At 63.8% G+C, this 19,962-nt stretch carries 18 protein-coding genes and 1 pseudogene; 12 read left to right on the forward strand and 7 right to left on the reverse strand.

What is annotated here, in order from left to right; all coding sequences use genetic code 11:
• Nucleotides 1–2: 2 nt before the first annotated feature.
• The 7 genes from ACVWZA_RS18695 to ACVWZA_RS18725 all read right to left on the reverse strand — a co-directional run bounded on the left by ACVWZA_RS18695 (nt 3) and on the right by ACVWZA_RS18725 (nt 5,527).
• A complete protein-coding gene (locus ACVWZA_RS18695) occupies nt 3–644 on the reverse strand; it encodes a 2OG-Fe(II) oxygenase (RefSeq protein WP_457312864.1) in 642 nt (213 codons plus the stop codon).
• On the reverse strand, nt 641–1,360 hold the full coding sequence (locus ACVWZA_RS18700; RefSeq protein ID WP_457312865.1) for a hypothetical protein: 720 nt from the start codon (nt 1,358–1,360) through the stop codon (nt 641–643). Before ACVWZA_RS18700 ends, ACVWZA_RS18695 begins: the two co-directional genes overlap by 4 nt.
• On the reverse strand, nt 1,357–2,253 hold the full coding sequence (locus ACVWZA_RS18705) for an ATP-grasp domain-containing protein (RefSeq protein ID WP_457312866.1): 897 nt from the start codon (nt 2,251–2,253) through the stop codon (nt 1,357–1,359). Before ACVWZA_RS18705 ends, ACVWZA_RS18700 begins: the two co-directional genes overlap by 4 nt.
• Nucleotides 2,250–3,071, reverse strand: a complete 822-nt coding sequence (locus ACVWZA_RS18710) for a hypothetical protein (protein WP_457312867.1) — start codon at nt 3,069–3,071, stop codon at nt 2,250–2,252. Before ACVWZA_RS18710 ends, ACVWZA_RS18705 begins: the two co-directional genes overlap by 4 nt.
• Nucleotides 3,055–3,564: a hypothetical protein gene (locus ACVWZA_RS18715; RefSeq protein ID WP_457312868.1), complete on the reverse strand. Its 510-nt coding sequence runs from the start codon at nt 3,562–3,564 to the stop codon at nt 3,055–3,057. Before ACVWZA_RS18715 ends, ACVWZA_RS18710 begins: the two co-directional genes overlap by 17 nt.
• A gap of 10 nt (nt 3,565–3,574) precedes the next feature.
• Entirely contained in the window at nt 3,575–3,886 is a 312-nt protein-coding gene (locus ACVWZA_RS18720; RefSeq protein WP_457312869.1) for a hypothetical protein, read from the reverse strand.
• Nucleotides 3,887–4,141: 255 nt separating this feature from the next.
• Nucleotides 4,142–5,527 carry a helix-turn-helix domain-containing protein gene (locus ACVWZA_RS18725; RefSeq protein ID WP_457312871.1) on the reverse strand — a complete coding sequence of 462 codons (1,386 nt, stop codon included), beginning with the start codon at nt 5,525–5,527 and terminating at the stop codon, nt 4,142–4,144.
• A 145-nt stretch (nt 5,528–5,672) separates the two neighbouring features.
• Here ACVWZA_RS18725 and ACVWZA_RS18730 point away from each other — a divergent pair, with 145 nt between their 5' ends.
• The 12 genes and pseudogenes from ACVWZA_RS18730 to ACVWZA_RS18785 all read left to right on the forward strand — a co-directional run bounded on the left by ACVWZA_RS18730 (nt 5,673) and on the right by ACVWZA_RS18785 (nt 19,571).
• A complete protein-coding gene (locus tag ACVWZA_RS18730) occupies nt 5,673–7,199 on the forward strand; it encodes an acyl-CoA carboxylase subunit beta (protein WP_457312872.1) in 1,527 nt (508 codons plus the stop codon).
• Between the two features lie 18 nt (nt 7,200–7,217).
• On the forward strand, nt 7,218–7,784 hold the full coding sequence (locus tag ACVWZA_RS18735) for a hypothetical protein (RefSeq protein ID WP_457312873.1): 567 nt from the start codon (nt 7,218–7,220) through the stop codon (nt 7,782–7,784).
• Between the two features lie 10 nt (nt 7,785–7,794).
• Nucleotides 7,795–8,214, forward strand: coding sequence for a methylmalonyl-CoA epimerase (gene mce, locus ACVWZA_RS18740; RefSeq protein ID WP_457312874.1), 420 nt, complete (start codon nt 7,795–7,797; stop codon nt 8,212–8,214).
• Between the two features lie 11 nt (nt 8,215–8,225).
• Nucleotides 8,226–9,011 carry an enoyl-CoA hydratase-related protein gene (locus ACVWZA_RS18745; protein ID WP_457312875.1) on the forward strand — a complete coding sequence of 262 codons (786 nt, stop codon included), beginning with the start codon at nt 8,226–8,228 and terminating at the stop codon, nt 9,009–9,011.
• 10 nt (nt 9,012–9,021) lie between these two features.
• A complete protein-coding gene (locus tag ACVWZA_RS18750) occupies nt 9,022–9,618 on the forward strand; it encodes a histidine phosphatase family protein (protein WP_457312876.1) in 597 nt (198 codons plus the stop codon).
• Nucleotides 9,615–11,768 carry a methylmalonyl-CoA mutase gene (gene scpA / locus ACVWZA_RS18755; RefSeq protein ID WP_457312877.1) on the forward strand — a complete coding sequence of 718 codons (2,154 nt, stop codon included), beginning with the start codon at nt 9,615–9,617 and terminating at the stop codon, nt 11,766–11,768. Before ACVWZA_RS18750 ends, scpA begins: the two co-directional genes overlap by 4 nt.
• Before the next feature lie 83 nt (nt 11,769–11,851).
• Nucleotides 11,852–12,895, forward strand: coding sequence for a biotin synthase BioB (bioB, locus tag ACVWZA_RS18760; protein ID WP_457312878.1), 1,044 nt, complete (start codon nt 11,852–11,854; stop codon nt 12,893–12,895).
• A complete protein-coding gene (locus tag ACVWZA_RS18765; RefSeq protein ID WP_457312879.1) occupies nt 12,886–13,260 on the forward strand; it encodes a lysozyme inhibitor LprI family protein in 375 nt (124 codons plus the stop codon). Before bioB ends, ACVWZA_RS18765 begins: the two co-directional genes overlap by 10 nt.
• 161 nt (nt 13,261–13,421) lie before the next feature.
• Nucleotides 13,422–15,440 (forward strand): ATP-binding protein, encoded by a 2,019-nt coding sequence (locus ACVWZA_RS18770; protein WP_457312880.1) that lies wholly within the window; start codon nt 13,422–13,424, stop codon nt 15,438–15,440.
• 566 nt (nt 15,441–16,006) lie between these two features.
• A pseudogene (locus tag ACVWZA_RS18775) lies at nt 16,007–17,440 on the forward strand (efflux transporter outer membrane subunit).
• A gap of 3 nt (nt 17,441–17,443) precedes the next feature.
• Nucleotides 17,444–18,838 (forward strand): efflux RND transporter periplasmic adaptor subunit, encoded by a 1,395-nt coding sequence (locus ACVWZA_RS18780; RefSeq protein WP_457312881.1) that lies wholly within the window; start codon nt 17,444–17,446, stop codon nt 18,836–18,838.
• Nucleotides 18,828–19,571, forward strand: coding sequence for an ABC transporter ATP-binding protein (locus tag ACVWZA_RS18785; RefSeq protein WP_457312882.1), 744 nt, complete (start codon nt 18,828–18,830; stop codon nt 19,569–19,571). Before ACVWZA_RS18780 ends, ACVWZA_RS18785 begins: the two co-directional genes overlap by 11 nt.
• Nucleotides 19,572–19,962: the final 391 nt, after the last annotated feature.

Consider the following 19,962-nt stretch of genomic DNA (forward strand, 5'->3'; position numbering starts at 1 on the left):
TTTCAGATCCAGTTGGTAAGCGCGAAGCGCCGGTCGGCGAAGCATGGCGTCGGCAATGACACCGGCAGGATTTCATGCAGCGTGTTCGATGGGAAGATCGCCGCGACATTGTGGCGCGGCACGATCATCTGCACCGGGCCGAAACGTTGCCTCGCTGCATCCTGAAAGCCATGCAGGGCCAACTCTCCCCCCGAAAAACGGCAGGGGCGGCGATGGAGATAGACCACGATCGTGAAGGATCGATGCGCGACGGGTGCCGCGCCGTTATCGCGGTGCGGGCCGAACCAATCACCATCGCCGCTCGCAGCCAATTCGGATTCCTCGACCGGCGTGGCCATGATTGCGTCGCCGAAGCGCGCGCAAAGCGCATCACCATGTTTCAGCGCGATCATCGCCATCAGGTCGCGATGCACGTGATGCTGTGTCAGCGTCAGCGCACTGCGATGGCGTCCGCTATGCAACTCCAAATGCGGCGATAATGTCAGCGCGTCGCCGAATAATGCCTCACTGGCGATCGCGAAGTCGAGCAACGCTGCGGCGTCGGCTTCGCGCAGCGCACCGGGCAGAACCAGCGCAGGTGCGATCGGTGCTGCCTCGACCGCAGCGCGCATGGGATAGGCCGATCTCCGGGCGGCGTCGCTCACCAGTAAAGGACCCAGCGCCCGGCGATGCGCAATCCATGCCCTTGCAGCGTTATCCGGCGATCATCGCTGCGGATTGTGCCGGGTGACGATATTCGGTGCAGCCATAATCCGCGGTGAATCAGTAATTGGCCGACAGCGTACGGATGATAGGCTAGGATCCGGCGACGCGCCATGTCGTCGAGCGTTGCGACGCGGCCGGCCTTGAATGCTCGATCGAAATCCTCGACCGTGATGTCCCATAAGTCGAGCCCGCTGCCTTCCGCCGGCAATTCGAGCGCCAGAGTGAACGATACCGGATCGTCCTCGATCGGACCCGGCGGGAAGCGCAGGTTTTCATACTGGATATCAAAATGCCGGCCGCTTTTTCCCGCACCTAGGATGCCGCTGCCCAGGAAGATGTGGAACCCAGGGATGGCCAGCTCATCTGCCAGCACCACATCACCCTGCAATTCGACGGAAAGTCGGTCGAGCAGCGATGTGTAAAGATCGCCGAATGTCGCCATCAACTCAGCGTTCGCAGCGTCGACCTTTCCATAATAAGCGTGTTGCGGCTGAATGTCCGGCGGACACGCATCGAGATAGCTGGCGCGCCCGAAGGTGAAGAAGGTCGCGTCGCCGCGTGGGCTGCGGTCGATCCACTTGTCCCGGTTGCTGGCCACGCGCTCGATTATCGAGCAGCAGGCGTCCACATTCAGCAGGTCGGTGGTCGTAATCATCGCCGCGTCTCAGGCCGTGCTTCGGTCAGCATCGCGACCAGCGCGGCGGTGATGCTGCCGTCCAGGCGATTGTCGTAGGAATTATAGCCGGGCATCGGATTGGCCTCGAGCAGCCAGAGCTGACCATCTTTGTCGAGCTTGAAATCCCAGCCGGAAAAGATCAGCCCCATGTCGCGCGCTGTGCGCGTCATACGATCGGTCAGCGCGTCCGGCAGCATGATCGGGGCGTATCTCGCTTCGCCATCGATGCGGTAATCGGTCGTGTCGCTGTCAATCCGCAATGCAAGCACGGCATCGCCGACGACATGCGCGCGCACGTCCGCGCCCTCTACCAGCCGTTGCAAATGCACTGGTCCACTTTCGGGTTGGAAAGCGATAAAATCATCCGGCGCCACCATCCAGCAATCCGCGCGGGTGCCGGAAATCGTCTTCACGATCGATGGCGCGCGCGCAAAGCTCATCAGCGCGTCGCCGTCCGAACTGGTCAGCGATTCCGGCACGAGGAAACCGCTGCGCGCCAGCAGCGCTTCGTGCAGTGGCTTCGATCCGTTATCCTGGAAATGACCCGGCCGATTGATCACGATCGCCTCACCGATGCTCTCCAGCCAGGCGCACAGCGCTTGCTGCAATCCCTGCCAAGACATGCGCCTGCGCGGTGACGAAATGGCCGGCGACACGTCGATCGGTCGAACATAGTAACGGCCGCCTGCGTACAATCGCCGTTCCTCGTCGCCGTCGCGCCAGATCGCATCCTGGCCGGGCAGCGGAAACATCCAATCCGCTAGCGCCAGGTCATGCAGATCGATCAACTCTACTTCGACACCAATCGCTTCGCATCGTGCCACGAAATGCCGAATGGTCGGATCCGTGCCCAGGCCGATCGCGGTGATCATTGCGTCAAATACGAAACGGCGGCGGCCGTAAACGCTTGCCAGGCAAAGGCAATATCTTCCCGGTGCGGCCAAGGGGCTACACGCGCCAGATACGGATCGCGCAGATCCGCCGACAGCGCCCAGACGATCAGCGCCATGTCGAGCCCGAGCCGTTCGGCCAGCGCCACGCTGTCTTGGGCAAGGTCATGACCGCTGACTTGCTGTCCGCTTCGGCACCACGCATCCTGACCCAGCACCAGTACGAATTCATATTGTTCGCCCGGCCTGACATACCGTCCGCGTTGCGGCCCGGGATAGGCCGCGCGCTGATCATGGCTCAGCGGTTCCAGCGTATCGGGCGATTTGAAATACCATCCCGCATCGCTTTGCGGCCATGTCGCGCCTTGCATGAAGGTTTCCATGCGATCGGTGCACAGTCCGCCGCGCAGTTCGTTCACCGCTGCCGACAGGCTGCAGCCGCCGCCAAAGCCCATCGGACCCGGACGACCAAGCACCGGCGCCGTGCTCAACGCGCCGATCGCCCATAATGCCGCCAGTGCTTCGCCGCGCAGAAATCGCGCATCCGGGCTTTGCGCGGGGGGCAGGCGCGGTGCGCGGATGACCATTGGGATCTGCGGCAGGACCGAGGCGTCGCCATCCTGGACCAGGATCGTGAACCGCCGCGCCGCCGCCATCGCATCAAGGCAAACCGGGGTCCAGCCCGCAGCAGTGATCGACTCCGTCAACCCATCGGCAAAGCTGTCACCCGGTTCGCCCACGATCAGCACGATTTTGTCGGTGCCGTCGCTCCGCGTCCCGGCATCAGAACATCTGGACACTCTTGATGAACCCCCGGACGCCATTGGCGTGTTGTTGCGCCACGCGATTCATCTGCGTCCAGTTGAGCCTCTCCACTTCACCGAAACGGCTGAAGGGGTCTGACGCCTCGCTTCCCGCCATCTTGCCGCCATCGGAGGTTTCCTTGCCGGCCTCCTTGGAGTCCTTGGATTCCTTGCCCTCTTTGCCCTCCTTGGAATCCTTGGATTCCTTGCCCTCTTTGGATTCCTTGCCCTTGGGAAATTTTGGCGGTTGCCAGGGGGAGTAAACTGTCTCATCGGCGACCTCTATGCCCCCAAGGCTAACGGCAATGCCGTCCATGCCACCATTCTTGCCATCCAGCTTGATCTCCTCCGGATTTCGCATGCCGTGCGCCACGGCGTCGTTCACGGCGCTGTCGAACGCACGAATACGCGTGCCTGCGAGCTGTGCCAGAAGGTCATGGCGATGCGTCGCGCCGATGAATGGAGTGGGATCGGCCTGTTCATTGGACATTGTTTCGCTCCTATTTCACGAGCAGAAGTTTAAGCAGCGAACCGATATTGATGCCGTCGATGACGAGTCCGTCAACATCACAATTCTTTAATTGCACCGCACGAAGCGAACAATTCTCGATGACGGCACCGTCGAATTCGCAAGCACTAAAATGCGTGCTTTCGAAATTGCTGCGATGGAAAGCAGAATTAAAAAAATTGGACGCGCCAAAAATGGAGTGCCCGGCCGACATATTGCTGAATGTCGAACTGGTTGCATCTTGGACAACGCAAATCATATTAGGCGATAATAACGGCTTTTGCTGGGTGTCGCTTTTCGTCATTCAAGCCTCCACTACTCCTGAAGCAGGAGAGATTGTTTGGCGCGGCCCGAATCACCAGATCATCAATCGCGTGATCTGTTGACTGTTTAGTACCACCGGCGAATGATGAGAGTCCATACTATAAGGTTGCTTTATTGAACGCCGAATAGGTTAATAATTTAAACCATATTGGCCCTATATCGCGGATCGTCGACTGACATCATGGGTGAAATGACTTTGCTCGGCCAGGGTGGGCTGGCGTCGGTCTGACCGACCCTAGACGATCCGGTACGGCACGATCCCGCGCAAGTCGGGGTCAACCGCGATGCTGCGGTCGGCGGGAGGAAAGGCGCGCTGGTCGCAATTGTCGCGCGGGCATAACCGGCATGATATGCCGATCGGCGTCGCGGCCGCGCGTCGGTCCAGTGCATCGGTGTAGACAAAGTCTTCGGCATGTTCCGCTTCGCAGCCGAGCGTGACTGCATAGCGCCGCGGCGTTCGCGTGAAGCTGCCCGATGGCTTGACCAGCCCCTTGGCCATCGAGACATAACGCACGCCGTCCGGCGTCTCGGCATGCTGCACCACGATGCGGTCGGGGATCGCTACCGCTTCGTGCACGATCCACAAGGGGCAGGCGCCGCCGAAGCGCGCGAACTGGAAACGCGTGGCTGAATGCCGCTTGGTGATGTTGCCGGCCATATCGACACGGCAAAAATAGAAGGGGATGCCCTCTGCGCCCGGACGCTGCAGCGTCGACAGCCGGTGGCACGCCTGTTCGAAGCTCACCCCGAAACTGCGACAGAGCCGGTCGATGTCGTGCCGGGCCGCCCGCGCCGCCGCACGGAATGCCGCATAGGGCATCATCAGAGCCCCTGCCGCGTAATTGGCGAGGCCGATGCGCAATAGGTTGCGCGCCACATCGCTGATCAGCGGTGCCCCGGCGACGATGTCCTTGATCATTCCGTCGAACTCCAGCGCTGCAAGCTGGTGCGCGATCAGGAAGCGACGGCTTTCCGGCGGTAGCGCGCCACCCAGCGTCAGCGCACCTTGTGTCCGATCGAATGCGCGGAGCGGCGAGGGGTCGTCGGTTGCGGTTTCGATCGAGATACCGTGCCGCGCGAGAGCGCCAATCAACGCTGCTTCGCCCGGCCCGAGCGTATCCGCCAATGTTTCCGCAGCCCGGTCGATCGTATCGACATAATTGCCCGCCTGATGAAACCAGTCGCGTACCGATTCCCATGGCATCCGTCCGCCCGCGCCTGAGGAGATCGTCTCCTCGACTATCTGCAGGCGCTCCTCCGCCGCACGCACCGCCCCGTGCAGCGCGATGATCCGTTCGGCGATCTCCGGTCGTTCCTCGGCAAGGCGGGCGATCGTATCGGGCGGCGGGGCAGGCGGGAGCAGCGGATCGGCCAGCGCGGCGGAAAGTGACGCGATGCGCATCGTCGGCGCGCTGTCCTCGATGTCGGCGAGCGCGTTGGGGTGGTTGCGACGTAATGCCGCGGTCACGGCGGAGGTCAGCGGGCGGACGCCGCTTTCGAGCTGCGACAGATAGCTGACCGACAGCCCAAGCCGCGCTGCCATCGTCGCCTGGTTGAGTCCCGCCGAGTGGCGCAGGGCGCGGAGCTGTTCTCCGGCAAACAGGCGAGTGGGGCGGGGCATAGTTCCTTTCTTGGCCCCTCTCATGAAAGGGAGGGGCTAAGAAGAGCCTACTTCACAACTTTGTCCTTCACAACTTCGCAAGTTCACATTTGCAAAACCCGCGACTCCTTGAAAGAGAGGCCGTCCGCACTTTCCGGAGAGCTGCATGTCGTCGACGATCGCCGAACTCGAACGCAAGCGCCAGGCGGCGCGCATGGGCGGTGGCGAAAAGCGCATCGCGGCGCAACACGCCAAGGGCAAACTGACCGCACGCGAGCGCCTCGACGTCCTGCTCGATGAAGGATCGTTCGAGGAACTCGACATGTATGTCGAACATAACTGCGTCGATTTCGGCATGCAGGATCAGATCATTCCCGGCGACGGCGTGGTTACCGGATCGGGCACGATCAACGGCCGCCTCGTGTTCGTGTTCAGCCAGGACTTTACCGTGTTCGGCGGCAGTCTCAGCGAACGCCACGCGCAGAAGATCTGCAAGGTGATGGACACCGCGCTGAAGGTCGGTGCGCCGGTTATCGGCCTCAACGATTCAGGCGGCGCGCGTATTCAGGAAGGTGTCGCTTCGCTCGGCGGCTATGCCGAGGTGTTCCAGCGCAATGTGCTGGCCAGCGGCGTCGTGCCACAGATTTCGCTGATCATGGGGCCGTGTGCGGGTGGTGCGGTCTATTCCCCGGCTATGACCGACTTCATTTTCATGGTGAAGGACAGCTCCTATATGTTCGTCACCGGCCCCGATGTCGTGAAGACCGTCACCAACGAGATCGTCACACAAGAGGAACTCGGCGGTGCCGTGACGCACACGACCAAGTCGGGGGTCGCCGATGTGGCCTTCGAAAACGATATCGAGGCGCTGCTCGCGGCCCGCGACTTCGTGGACTTTCTTCCCGCGTCGAACCGCGAGACCCCGCCCGAACGCCCGAGTTCGGATCCCTGGGACCGGATCGAAGACAGCCTCGACCTGCTCATCCCGGCCAGCGCCAACCAACCCTATGACATGCATGAGCTGATCCGGAAGACGGTCGACGAGGGCGATTTCTTCGAGGTCCAGCCGACCCATGCCGCAAACATCATCATTGGGTTCGGTCGGATCGAGGGGCGCAGTGTCGGCTTCGTCGCCAACCAGCCGATGGTACTGGCGGGCTGTCTCGACATCAATTCGTCGAAGAAGGCCGCGCGTTTCGTGCGGTTCTGCGACGCGTTCGACATTCCGATCGTCACATTCGTCGACGTGCCGGGTTTCCTGCCGGGCACCAGTCAGGAACTGAACGGCATCATCAAGCATGGCGCGAAACTGCTCTTCGCCTATGCCGAAGCGACCGTGCCGAAGATCACCGTGATCACGCGCAAGGCTTATGGCGGCGCCTATGACGTGATGGCGTCGAAGCATTTACGCGGCGACCTCAACTATGCCTGGCCGACTGCGGAAATCGCGGTGATGGGCGCAAAGGGCGCGGTCGAGATCATCTTTCGCGGCAAGACGCCGGAGGAGATCGCCGAGCGTACTGCGCAGTATGAGGCGCGCTTCGCCAACCCGTTCGTCGCCGCGTCGAAGGGTTTCATCGACGAAGTGATCCAGCCGCACTCGACCCGCCGGCGCGTGGCGTTAGGGTTGCGCAAGCTCCGCGGCAAGTCGCTCGAGAATCCGTGGAAGAAACACGACAATATTCCCCTTTGATCCCGCGAGGCCGAAACCATGCTCCCGATCCTCCTGCTGACTCTGCAAGCCGCTACGCCCGCCGCCGCACCTCCGGCGCCCGCACCCGCGCCTGTTGCGGCTCCCGCACCATGGACCGTGCGCGAGCGGACCGATGCGGCAAGCGGGGTCGCGACTACTTCGACCTCCGCGATCGCGCGCGATGGATCGTCGCGGCTGACCGTGAAATGCGACAAGGCAGCCGACTCGATCGTGTCGGTGCAGTTCATCACCAAACAGCCTTTGCAGACCGCCTCGGATACCGGCGAGTTCGCCGACAAGTCGGTCTCGCTGCGCTTCAACGGTGGCCCCGCAGTCACGGACAATTGGCAGTTCCGTGCGACGGCGGCCTATATCGCCAACTCCACGCCGGTTACTGCGCTGACGGTTCAGCTTGCCAAGGCGAAGACGATCACGGTCGAGACGACCACCGCCGGCAATTTCGCTTTCTCCGCGACCTTTGACGGTCCGGCGACCGATGCGCCGATCCGCCGGGTGTTGACTGCCTGCGGTTACAAGCTCGGCGAAGTTCCTCCACCGCCGCCTGCGGAAAAGCCGAAGAAGTGACGTTGGCCAAATGAAACTGGGCCGTCTCAACCATGTCGGCGTCGCCACGCCATCGATCGCAGCGTCGATCGAGACCTATCGCACCCTGCTTGGCGCAACCGCGATCGGCGAGCCATTCGATTTGCCGGCGCAGGGCGTGAAAGTGTGTTTCATCGACGCGCCCAATACTCAGATCGAGCTGATCGAACCCTATGACGAAAGCTCGCCGATCGCCGGGTTCCTGAAGAAAAACCCTGCGGGCGGCCAGCATCATGTCTGCTTCGAAGTGCCCGACATCCACGAGGCGGTCGCCGACCTGAAGGCGAAAGGCGCGACGGTGCTGGGCGAACCGCGCATCGGCGCGCACGGCACGCCGATCGTCTTCGTCCACCCCAAGGATTTCGGGGGTCTGCTGGTCGAACTGATGGAAACGCCTTCTGGCGATCATTGACGGAGAAGACGGTGCCTGAATTCGAAACGATCCTGACCCAGCGGCGCGGCGACGTGCTGCTGATCACGCTCAACCGGCCCGAGCGGCTCAACGCGGCGCCGCCGCAGATGGCCGACGATATCGGCGCGGTGCTCGATCACCTCGACGGCGCGCGCGCGATCGTCATCACCGGCGCGGGCCGGGCTTTCTGTTCGGGCGCCGATTTGCAGGCGCGGGGCGGGGGATCGATCAGCGGCGGGCGCGGATCCTACAACGCGCTTACCCGCCATTATAACCCGACGATGATCAAGCTGTCCGAGCTCGACGTGCCGATCGTCAGCGCGGTCAACGGTCCCGCCGCCGGTATCGGCTGTTCGATCGCGCTGTGCGGCGATTTCGTGCTCGCGGGGCGCTCGGCCTATTTCCTCCAGGCGTTCGTCAATATCGGGCTGGTTCCCGATGGCGGCGCGTCGTGGATGCTGACCCGGCTGGTCGGCAAGGCGCGTGCGACCGAGATGATGCTGCTCGGAGAGAAGATCGGCGGGGAAAAGGCCGAAAGCTGGGGCTTGATCCACAAATGCGTCGATGACGCGGTGGTGCTCGATGAGGCGCTGGCGCTGGCCGACCGCCTCGCCGGCGGCCCGACGCTCGCGCTCGGCATCATGCGCCGCAACATCGCCGCCGCGATGGATGGCACTTATGCCGAGGCGCTGACTCGCGAGGCCAATGGCCAGCGCCTCGCCGGCGACAGCGCCGACGCGATGGAGGGTGCGATGTCCTTCCTGCAAAAGCGCAAACCGACCTTCAAGGGCGCCTGAGCACCGCACCATGGCCATCGCTTATTACCTCTCCCATCCCCAGGTCGCGGTCGATCCGGCCGTTCCGGTGCCCGACTGGGGCTTGTCGGATGCCGGGCGCGACCGGCTGGCCGCGCTTGCCGGGCGGCAATGGCTGGCGGGTGTACGCCGCATCGTTTCGAGCGGTGAACGCAAGGCGATCGAAACGGCGGAGATCCTAGCCTCGATGACCGGCGCCACGGTCGAAGTGGTCGCTGCCATGCATGAGAATGACCGCTCCGCGACCGGTTTCCTGCCGCCCGAGGAGTTCGAGGCCACCGCCGACCAGTTCTTCGCGCAGCCTGGACAGTCGATCCGCGGCTGGGAACGCGCGGTCGACGCTCAGGCCCGCATCGCGCGCGCCGTCCGGCGCAGCCTGTCGGATCGCGCGGATGACGAGACTGTCCTGTTCATCGGCCATGGCGGCGTCGGCACCTTGCTGAAATGCGCCATCACCGGCGACCAGATCGACCGGCGCCACGATCAGGTGGCGACGGGCGGCCACCCCGGCGGCGGCAATGTGCATGCGTTCGAAGCCGATTTCTCCGCACCGCGCTTCGGCTGGACGGCAATGGAAGACCTGGCATGACCGACAAACCGACCGTCGGGCCAACGCTCGATCAATGGCAGGCCGCCGCTGCCAAGGAAGTGAAGGGCAGGGACCTGAACTGGCCGACGCCCGAGGGCATTACGGTCAAGCCGCTCTACACTGCGGAAGATGTCGCGGAGATCGACCCCGGCCTGCCCGGCTTTGCGCCGTTCACGCGTGGGGTGCGTGCGTCGATGTATGCCGGCCGGCCCTGGACGATCCGCCAATATGCCGGCTTCTCCACCGCCGAGGCTTCCAACGCTTTCTATCGCCGTAACCTCGCCGCCGGGCAGAAGGGGCTGTCGGTCGCCTTCGATCTTGCCACGCATCGCGGTTATGACAGCGACCATCCGCGAGTGACCGGCGATGTCGGCAAGGCGGGCGTGGCAATCGACACGATCGACGACATGAAGATCCTGTTCGACGGCATCCCGCTCGACAAGATGAGCGTGTCGATGACCATGAACGGCGCGGTGATCCCGATCCTCGCCTTCTTCATCGTCGCGGGCGAGGAGCAGGGCGTGCCTCAGGAGCTTCTGGACGGCACGATCCAGAACGACATTCTCAAGGAGTTCATGGTCCGCAACACGTACATCTACCCGCCCGAGCCGAGCATGCGGATCATCGCGGATATCATCGGCTACACGTCGCGGCACATGCCGAAGTTCAACTCGATTTCGATCTCCGGCTATCACATGCAGGAAGCGGGGGCGACGCAGCTGCAGGAACTGGCCTTCACCATTGCCGACGGTCGCGAATATGCCAAGGCGGCGATGGCCTCGGGCCTCGATCTCGATGCCTTTGCCGGGCGGCTGTCCTTCTTCTTCGCGATCGGCATGAACTTCTTCATGGAGGTCGCGAAACTGCGCGCCGCGCGCAAACTGTGGCACCGCGTGATGACCGATCTCGGTGCGAAGGACGAGCGCTCGAAGATGCTGCGCACGCATTGCCAGACCAGCGGCGTGTCGCTGACCGAGCAGGACCCGTACAACAACGTCATCCGCACCACGATCGAAGCGATGGCGGCGATGCTCGGCGGGACGCAGTCCTTGCACACCAACGCGCTCGACGAAGCGATCGCGCTGCCGACCGATTTCTCCGCCCGGATCGCGCGCAACACGCAGATCGTGATCCAGGAAGAGACTGGGATGACCAAGGTCGTCGATCCGCTCGGTGGCAGTTACTATATCGAGAGCCTGACGCAGGAGCTGTTCGATAAGGCGTGGGAGATCATCGAGCGCGTCGAAAGCGAAGGCGGCATGGCCCAGGCGGTCGCCGCTGGCTGGCCCAAGGCAATGATCGAAGAGGCGAGCGCAGGCCGCGCCGCGCGCGTCGATATGGGCCAGGACGTCATTGTCGGTGTGAACAAATACAAGCTCGCCGAGGAGGATGATATCGATATCCTCGACGTCGACAATGTCGCCGTCCGTGAATCGCAGATCGCCCGGATCAAGACATCCAAGGCCGGGCGCGACGACGCCAAATGCCGCGCCGCGCTCGATGCGTTGCGCGAAGGTGCACGGGGCACCGAGAATGTGCTTGGCCTCGCGGTTGAGTGCGCCCGTCAGCGCGCGACGCTGGGCGAGATCAGCCAGGCGATGGAGGATGTTTTCGGTCGCTACGGCACCAAGCCGACGCCGGTTTCGGGCATCTATGGCGGCGCGCATGAATTCGACAAACGCTGGCAGGGGCTGCTCGACGGGGTCGGTTCGCTTACCCAGCGCAAGGGCCGCCGCCCGCGCCTGCTCGTCGCCAAGATGGGGCAGGACGGGCATGATCGCGGCGCCAATCTCGTGTCTTCGGCGTTCGGCGATCTCGGTTTCGAAGTCGTGCCCGGCCCGTTGTTCCAGACGCCCAAGGAAGCCGCCGATCTCGCGATCAGCTCTGACGTCGATGTGGTCGGTGCTTCGAGCCTCGCGGCGGGGCACAAGACGTTGATCCCCGAACTGATCGGCCATCTGCGCGATGCTGGCCGCAGCGACATCAAGGTGATCGCCGGCGGCGTGATCCCTGCCCAGGATTATCAATATCTGCGCGACGCCGGCGTGCAGGGAATTTTCGGACCGGGCACCAACCTGGTCAACGCGGCGGGCGAAGTGCTCCGGCTGCTCGGGCACAATATGCCCCCAATCGATGAGGCTGCTGAATGACCGATATACTAGCCGTAACAAGCCCCACCCCTTCAGGGGAGGGGTTGGGGTGGGGCCGCGCCGCACAATCCACGAATGAGTGTATGCGGAACAGCCCCACCCCCAATCCCGCCCCTGAAGGGGAGGGGAGCCAAACGCGCACCGACTGGACCCGGCAGGAAATCGCCGCTCTGTTCGATCTGCCGTTCGACGACCTCGTTTTCCGCGCCCAGACCGTGCACCGCGGCCATCACGCGGCTGGCGAAGTCCAGCTCTGCACCCTGTTGTCGATCAAGACCGGCGGTTGCCCGGAGGATTGCGGTTATTGCAACCAGTCCGCCAGCGCCGAAACCGATCTCAAAGCGACCAAGCTGATGGACGTCCGCGCCGTGCTGCAATCCGCGGCACAGGCGCGCGACGCCGGATCGCGGCGTTTCTGCATGGGCGCCGCCTGGCGCAACCCGAAGGATCGCGACATGCCCGCGATCATCGAGATGGTGAAGGGCGTGCGGCAGATGGGGCTCGAAACCTGCATGACGCTCGGCATGCTCGAGCCGCATCAGGCGCAGCAACTGGCCGAGGCGGGGCTCGATTATTACAACCACAATATCGATACCGCGCCGGAGAAATACGGCGACATCATCACCACGCGCACTTTCCAGGACCGACTCGACACGCTGGAGAATGTGCGTGAGGCCGGGATCAACGTGTGCTGCGGCGGTATCGTCGGCATGGGCGAGACGCGGAGCGACCGGGTCGGCTTCATCCACGCGCTGGCGACCTTGCCGCGCCATCCTGAAAGCGTGCCGGTCAATGCGCTGGTGCCGGTCAAGGGCACAGTGCTCGGCAACATGCTCGCCGATACGCCGCTCGCCAAGATCGACGATATCGAATTCGTCCGCACCGTCGCCGTCGCGCGCATCACCATGCCGATGAGCATGGTGCGCCTGTCGGCCGGCCGCGAAAGCATGAGCGAGGCGACCCAGGCCTTGTGCTTCATGGCCGGCGCCAATTCGATCTTCACCGGCGACAAGCTGCTCACCACCGGCAATGCCGGCGACGATGCCGATGCGGCATTGTTCGCCAAGCTGGGCTTGCGGCCGATGGAAGGCGCGGAACCGATGCGCAAGGAAAAGACATGCTGCTGACCGCTCTGCTGCTCGCCGCGGCGACGCCGAATTGCGCCGATCCGCAGACCCAGGCGGACATGACGCAATGCGCCGGGCGCGCGGCGCAGCGCGCCGATGCCGAGATGACGCGTCAGTGGAATGCGACCTACGCATTCATGAAACGCCGCGACGCGCAGGACATTTCGCGCGGTGGCGGCTTCGGTTACGCTCCGGCGCTGCTGGCAAGCCAGCGCGCCTGGCTGAAATTCCGCGATACGCAGTGCGTGATCGAGGGCGGCCAGTTCGCCGGCGGCTCGATGCAGCCGATGGCGCAGGCACAGTGCAAGGCGGGACTGGCAAAGGCGCGCACAGCGCAGTTGCGCGGGCTGGTGTGGAAGTCGTGAGACGTCGCGAGGAAACGATGCGGGTAGCCGCATAATCATTCACCCCTCCCGCGAGCGGGAGGGGCAGGGGTGGGCTCGCGCTCACCATAATCGTTACCGTATAGCGGCAGGCCGGGCGCCCACCCCCAGCCCCTCCCGCTCGCGGGAGGGGAGTCAAAGAAGTGTTCAAGAAAATCCTCGTTGCCAATCGCGGCGAAATCGCGTGCCGCGTCATGCGCACCGCCAAGAAGATGGGCATCGCTACGGTTGCGGTCTATTCCGACGCCGACGCCCGAGCGCCGCATGTGCTGATGGCAGACGAATCCGTCCGGCTCGGGCCGCCGCCGGCGGGTGAGAGCTATCTGCTCGCCGATCTGATCCTGCTCGCGGCAAAGGAAACCGGCGCAGACTGTATCCATCCCGGCTACGGCTTCCTGTCCGAGCGCGCGAGCTTCGCCAAGGCCTGCGCCGAGGCGGGGATCGCCTTTGTCGGCCCGCCGCCGAACGCGATCGCCGCAATGGGCGACAAGATCGAATCCAAGAAGCTCGCCAAGGCCGCCGGGGTCAATGTCGTGCCCGGATTCCTCGGCGAAATCGCCGATACCGATGACGCGGTCAGGATCGCTGGCGAGATCGGTTATCCGGTGATGATGAAGGCGTCGGCCGGCGGTGGCGGCAAGGGCATGCGCCTCGCCTATGGCGAACAGGATGTCCGCGAAGGGTTCGAGGCGACCAAGCGCGAGGGCCTTGCCAGCTTCGGCGACGACCGCGTGTTCATCGAGAAGTTCATCGAAAGCCCGCGCCACATCGAAATCCAGGTGATGGGCGACCAGCACGGCAACATCGTCTATCTCGGCGAGCGTGAGTGCTCGATCCAGCGCCGCCACCAGAAGGTGGTCGAGGAAGCGCCGTCGCCCTTCGTCACGCCCGCCATGCGCAAGGCGATGGGCGAGCAGGCGGTCGCGCTGGCCCGCGCGGTGGGTTATTATTCCGCCGGCACGGTCGAGCTGATCGTCTCCGGCGCCGACACGACAGGGGAGGGGTTCTATTTCCTCGAAATGAATACGCGGCTGCAGGTCGAGCATCCAGTGACCGAAGCGATCACCGGGCTCGATCTGGTCGAATTGATGATCCGTGTCGCCGCCGGTGAACCTCTGGGTTTCAATCAGGATGACGTCACGCTGACCGGCTGGGCGATCGAGAATCGCGTCTATGCCGAAGATCCCTATCGCGGCTTCCTGCCTTCGATCGGCCGGCTGGTCCGCTATAATCCGCCGGAAGACGCACGCCCCGATTATGGCAAGGTCGACCCGCAAGGGGCGGGTTATGTCCGCGTCGATGACGGCGTGCGCGAGGGCGGTGAGGTGTCGATGTTCTACGACCCGATGATCGCCAAGCTGATCACCCATGCCGAAACGCGCGAGGCCGCGATCGACTTGGCAGTCGCCGCGCTCGACCAGTTCGAGATCGACGGGCCGGGCAACAACGTGGATTTTCTCTCCGCGCTGATGCAGCATCCGCGCTTCCGTTCGGGTGCGATCACGACCGGCTTCGTCGCCGAGGAATATCCCGATGGCTTCCACGGTGCGCCGGCGTCGCCGGACCTGTTGCGCAGCCTGTCGGCGATTGCCGCCTTCGCCGCCACCGCAGAGGCGGATCGTGCGCGCCGGATCGACGGGCAACTCGGCAAGCGCCTGCGCCCGCCGGCCGATTGGTCGGTCAAGATCGACGGCGCCGAGCATGACGTGACGATCTCCACCGACGGCGTCACGGTCGATGGCGAAGATCTCGACATCGCGCTCGAATACACGCCGGGCGACCGGATGGTGCATGCCGAGATCGGCGAAGACGACCTGTCGGTGCGGATTGTGAGAACGCGTAGTGGCTTCAAGTTGACGACACGCGGCGCGTCGCACATCGCCCGCGTGCTGCCGGCGCATGTCGCGCCCTACACCCGGCATCTGATCGACAAGATCCCGCCCGACCTGTCGAAATTCCTTCTTTGCCCGATGCCCGGCCTGCTCATGCGGCTCGACGTGGCGGCTGGCGACAAGGTCGAAGCGGGCCAGCCGCTCGCGGTGGTCGAGGCGATGAAGATGGAGAATATCCTGCGCGCCGAGAAGGCGGGCACGGTAAAGGCCGTCAATGCCGTTCCTGGGGATAGTCTTGCGGTGGACGAGGTCATTCTGGAAATGGAGTGAGGCGCGCTCTATTGATGAGTAGGGGTTGGGTGCATCTCGCGCAATCTGGAGCCTCGAGCGCTATATCAGACGAGAGAGTAGCGGCTCTGGCATGCGGGAGGCCATTGTGCTGGTGCCCTTTGGCGTTCTGTTTTCGACAATAAGAAAGAGCGCACCGGTATAAGCCCGGCAAGGGATGACATGCCAAACATTGTGTGATGGCTGAATCGACGCCGGCGCAATGGCTGTGGGGTGACAAGGCTGTGGGCACGGATGGCGAGAAGGCGGGCGGGAGATATGTCACACCCATATGTGACATATCTTTTCCACCGCTATCCCGGCTTGGGGACCGTTAAATATTATTGTATATCAGATAGTAAGATGATCAGACGGGCATTGGGCAGATCCGGGCGCAGGCTGCGGGGATTGCAGTCGATCGCGATTCCGGCCGTTGCAAAATATTGCTGCCAATAACAGGTAAGAACAAGGAAGGCGCGATGCGCCGCAAGCCGTTCACATCCGCGCAAGCGACAAATTGCGACAATAAATCGATGGACCAAAAGCCACCTCGCGACCATTTGGGCAGTATGGTTAGTTCGCGCATCTCTCTCCTGTTCGTCATCGCTTTGCCGCTTCAGGCTTGTGTGGTCGGCCCGAACTATACGCCGCCGGCCAGTGCGTCGCTCGGTGTGCCCGGGACGTATTCGACCGCGGCGCCGGCGGGGGCGCTGCCCGACATCGCGACCTGGTGGACGAGCTTCAACGACCCGCTGCTCGATTCGATCGTCGATCGCGCCCGGCGCGACAATCTCGATATCGCACAGGCTCTGTCGCGGTTGCGTCAGGCGCGCGAAGGCCTGGTCCAGTCGCGCGCCGATCTCCTGCCTCAGGTGGGTGCGTCGGCGGGCTATTCGCGCACCTTCAACCTGAAGGGCCAGAGCTTCGGCAACGTCACCGATGCCGGGATCGTCAACCAGAGCTATTCCGTGTCGGGCGACGTGTCATACCAGGCCGACATATTCGGCGGGGTAAGGCGTTCGATCGAGGCGGCACGCGGCACTTATGAAGCGAGCGGCTTCGACCTCGCCACCGTGCAGACCTCGATCGCGTCGGAAGTGGCGCGCAATTATATCCTCGCGCGCTCGGCCCAAGCCAATCTCGCCATCGCGCGCGCCTCGCTTGCGATCCAGGACGACAATCTCGAAATCGCCGGGTTCCGCGTTCAGGCAGGACTCGTGTCATCGCTCGACAGCGAACAAGCCCGCGCACAGCGGGCGCAGACCGCGGCGCAGGTGCCCTCGCTCGAACAGGGTTTCCAGCAAGCCGCGAACCGGCTCGGCGTACTGACCGGCCAGGCGCCGGGTGCTCTCAAGACCGAACTGGCGGCGACCGCGCCGATTCCGATCGGGCCCGCGGCAATGCCGGTCGGGCTGCCCGCCGACATCATCCGCCAGCGTCCCGATGTTCGCGCGGCCGAGCGCAGTCTCGCCGTCGCGACCGCGCAGATCGGCGTAGCCGAAGCGCAGCTTTACCCCGCGCTCAGCATCGGCGGCAGCATCAGCACCAATGCCGGCCTGCTCGGCTCGCTCGCCGATGTCATTACCGGCCGGTTGTTCGCCAATGTCGCGCAGACGATATTCGACGGCGGGCGTAACCGTTCCTTGGTGCGCGCACGCTAGGACGCGGCCGACGGGGCGTTCGCGGCGTATAAATCGACCGTACTGACCTCGTTGGAGGATGTCGAGAACGCGCTGACCGCACTCGATACCGCGAAGGCGCGCCAGCGTGAATTTGCAATCCAGCTCGACGCGTCGAACAATGCCGCGATCCTCGCGCGCAGCCAGTATCGCGCCGGCCTGACCGACATCACCACGCTCAACAATTCGGAAAGCTCGCTGCTGTCCGCCCAGAACGGGCTGGCAAGCGCAAAGGCCGATCAGGCGCAGGCGCTGGTGCAACTCTATCTCGCTTTGGGCGGCGGCTGGAACAGCGCCGAAACCCCGCAAGCCCCTCAGGAATAAGCCATGGCCGACAGCAATCTCGACGAATTCCTCGGCGCCAAGCCGCAGCCGGTATGGCAGCGCTATTTGAAATGGGTGCTGATCGCGATCGGTGTGATCCTGCTTGCGCTGGCGGCCAAAAGCTATTTCGGCGGCAGCGGCAGCCCCGACTACACGACCGAGAAAGTCGCGCAGGGCTCGTTCCAAGTGACGGTGTCGGCGACCGGCAAGCTTGCCCCGACCAACCAGGTGCAGGTCGGTTCGGAACTGTCCGGCCTGGTCACCAAGGTGGTGGTCGATGTCAACGACCGGGTCGTGGTCGGTCAGCCGCTTGCGCTGGTCGATCCTTCGCGCTTCCAGGATACGGTAAATCAGAGCAAGGCCGCGCTCGCCGCCAATGTCGCTGCCGTGGCTCAGGCTCGGGCGACACTTGCCCAGTCGAGCGCACAGTTGAAGCGCCTGCAGGAGGTCAGCCGCCTGTCGGGTGGCCGCGTGCCGGCCAAGACCGAACTCGAGCAGGGGATCGCCGATCGTGATCGCGCGGTCGCCAATCTCCGCGCTGCCCAGGCCAATGTTCAGTCGGCTCAGGCGGCCTTGTCGTCCAACGCGACTCAGCTGGTGAAGACCGTGATCCGCTCGCCGGTCAACGGCGTCGTGCTCGCGCGGCAGATCGAGCCGGGCCAGACCGTCGCCGCGTCGTTCAGCACACCGACCCTGTTCGTCATCGCCGAGGATCTGTCCGCGATGAAGCTGGAGGTCGCGATCGACGAAGCCGATGTCGGATCGGTCAAGCAAGGACAAAAGGCCAGCTTCACCGTCGATGCCTTTCCGGGCCAGACCTTTCCCGCCGATATCACTCGCGTCGATCTCGGCTCGAACCTGAGCGCGCAGACCACGACGACCACGACGACGACCGCGCAAGTGGTGTCCTATGGCGCGACCTTGAGCGTGGCCAATCCCAAGCTCGACCTGCGCCCAGGCATGACCGCCACCGCCGACATCGTCACGACGGCGAAGAGCAATGTGCTGCTCGTCCCCAATGCCGCGCTGCGCTTTAAACCCGACACCGGAGCCACACCGGCCGCGAGCAGCAGTGGAGGAATCGCCGGCGCACTTGTCCCGTCCCGCCCGCGTCGCGGCGGTGGGGGCGGTGGCGGCGCGCGCACCGCGACGATCGAGCGCGGCGGCCATCAGACCGTCTATATCAAGGACGAGACCGGGCAGCCCAAGGCGATCGACATCACCACCGGCGAAACCAACGGATCGGTCACCGAAGTGACGGGTGGCGATTTGAAGCCGGGCATGGAAGTGATCACCGGCCAGTTGGCAAGCGGCGACAAGGCGTCGTCGGGCAGCGGCGGTCAGCGCCGGCGCCAAGGCGGCGGTGGTTCGGGCGGCGGGCAGCGCAGTGGCCAGTGAGGTTTCCATCGACGGTCCAGGTGGCCCGCCGCTGATCCGGCTGCGCGGCGTCACCAAGACCTATGGTGAGGGCGCGACCGCGTTCCAGGCGCTGAAAGGTGTCGACCTCGACATCGAGGCGGGCGATTTCGTCGCGGTGATGGGTGCGTCGGGATCGGGCAAGTCGACGACGATGAACATCCTCGGTTGTCTCGACGTGCCGACCGGCGGGACGTTCGAATTTCGCGGCCATCATGTCGAGACGCTCGATCGCGATCAACGCGCGCTGCTGCGGCGCAAATATCTCGGTTTCGTGTTCCAGGGCTTCAACCTGCTTGCCCGCACCAGCGCGCTGGAGAATGTCGAACTGCCCTTGCTCTATCGCGGCGATGCCAAGAAGGCGCGCCATGACGCGGCGATGGCCGCGCTCGACAAGGTCGGGCTGGCCGAGTGGTGGGATCATACCCCGGCCGAACTGTCCGGCGGCCAGCAGCAGCGCGTCGCGATCGCCCGTGCGATCGTCACGTCGCCTGATGTGCTGCTTGCCGACGAACCGACCGGCAACCTCGATTCGGAACGCTCGGTCGAGATCATGGAGCTGCTCAGCGGCCTTAACCGCGACAATGGCATCACCGTGCTGATGGTCACGCACGAACCCGACATGGCCGCTTTCGCGCGCACCGTGGTGCACTTCAAGGACGGGCTGGTCGAGCGCATCGAAGCGCAACACCGCCAGGGCGAGGCGGTTTCGTGATTACCCTCCAACTGCTCAAGCCCCTCACCTTCAGGAGTTCGGCAGCAGCCCTGTCCCCCGGACCGGGCCAAAAGCTGTCGAACTGGGCTGGGGTGGGGCTTCTCCACCAGCGCAACGCCTGCGGCGCGGCCCTACCCCAAACCCCTCCCCTGAAGGTGAGGGGCTTAATCGCGCTCATCACCAACGGCATCGAGAAGCGCAAAGAAGGCAGACCGTAATGCTCGGCACCACCTTCCTGCTCGCGATCCGTTCAATCATGCGCCACAAGCTGCGCTCGATCCTCACCGCGCTCGGCATGTCAATCGGCGCGGCAACGGGGACCGGGATCGGCATGTAAAAGGAGACCACTCACGTGCCGTCGTTCTGGGGGATGTCGGCGTAGGGCGTAGCC

The sequence above is a fragment of the Sphingomonas sp. UYAg733 genome, from assembly GCF_054057355.1.

Coding starts and splice junctions, on each gene's coding strand:
- ACVWZA_RS18700 (WP_457312865.1), bottom strand. CDS start 1,360: ATGATTACGACCACCGACCTGCTGAATGTGGACGCCTGCTGCTCGATA.
- ACVWZA_RS18705 (WP_457312866.1), bottom strand. CDS start 2,253: ATGATCACCGCGATCGGCCTGGGCACGGATCCGACCATTCGGCATTTC.
- ACVWZA_RS18715 (WP_457312868.1), bottom strand. CDS start 3,564: ATGTCCAATGAACAGGCCGATCCCACTCCATTCATCGGCGCGACGCAT.
- ACVWZA_RS18720 (WP_457312869.1), bottom strand. CDS start 3,886: ATGACGAAAAGCGACACCCAGCAAAAGCCGTTATTATCGCCTAATATG.
- ACVWZA_RS18725 (WP_457312871.1), bottom strand. CDS start 5,527: ATGCCCCGCCCCACTCGCCTGTTTGCCGGAGAACAGCTCCGCGCCCTG.
- ACVWZA_RS18730 (WP_457312872.1), top strand. CDS start 5,673: ATGTCGTCGACGATCGCCGAACTCGAACGCAAGCGCCAGGCGGCGCGC.
- ACVWZA_RS18735 (WP_457312873.1), top strand. CDS start 7,218: ATGCTCCCGATCCTCCTGCTGACTCTGCAAGCCGCTACGCCCGCCGCC.
- mce (WP_457312874.1), top strand. CDS start 7,795: ATGAAACTGGGCCGTCTCAACCATGTCGGCGTCGCCACGCCATCGATC.
- ACVWZA_RS18750 (WP_457312876.1), top strand. CDS start 9,022: ATGGCCATCGCTTATTACCTCTCCCATCCCCAGGTCGCGGTCGATCCG.
- scpA (WP_457312877.1), top strand. CDS start 9,615: ATGACCGACAAACCGACCGTCGGGCCAACGCTCGATCAATGGCAGGCC.
- bioB (WP_457312878.1), top strand. CDS start 11,852: ATGCGGAACAGCCCCACCCCCAATCCCGCCCCTGAAGGGGAGGGGAGC.
- ACVWZA_RS18765 (WP_457312879.1), top strand. CDS start 12,886: ATGCTGCTGACCGCTCTGCTGCTCGCCGCGGCGACGCCGAATTGCGCC.
- ACVWZA_RS18780 (WP_457312881.1), top strand. CDS start 17,444: ATGGCCGACAGCAATCTCGACGAATTCCTCGGCGCCAAGCCGCAGCCG.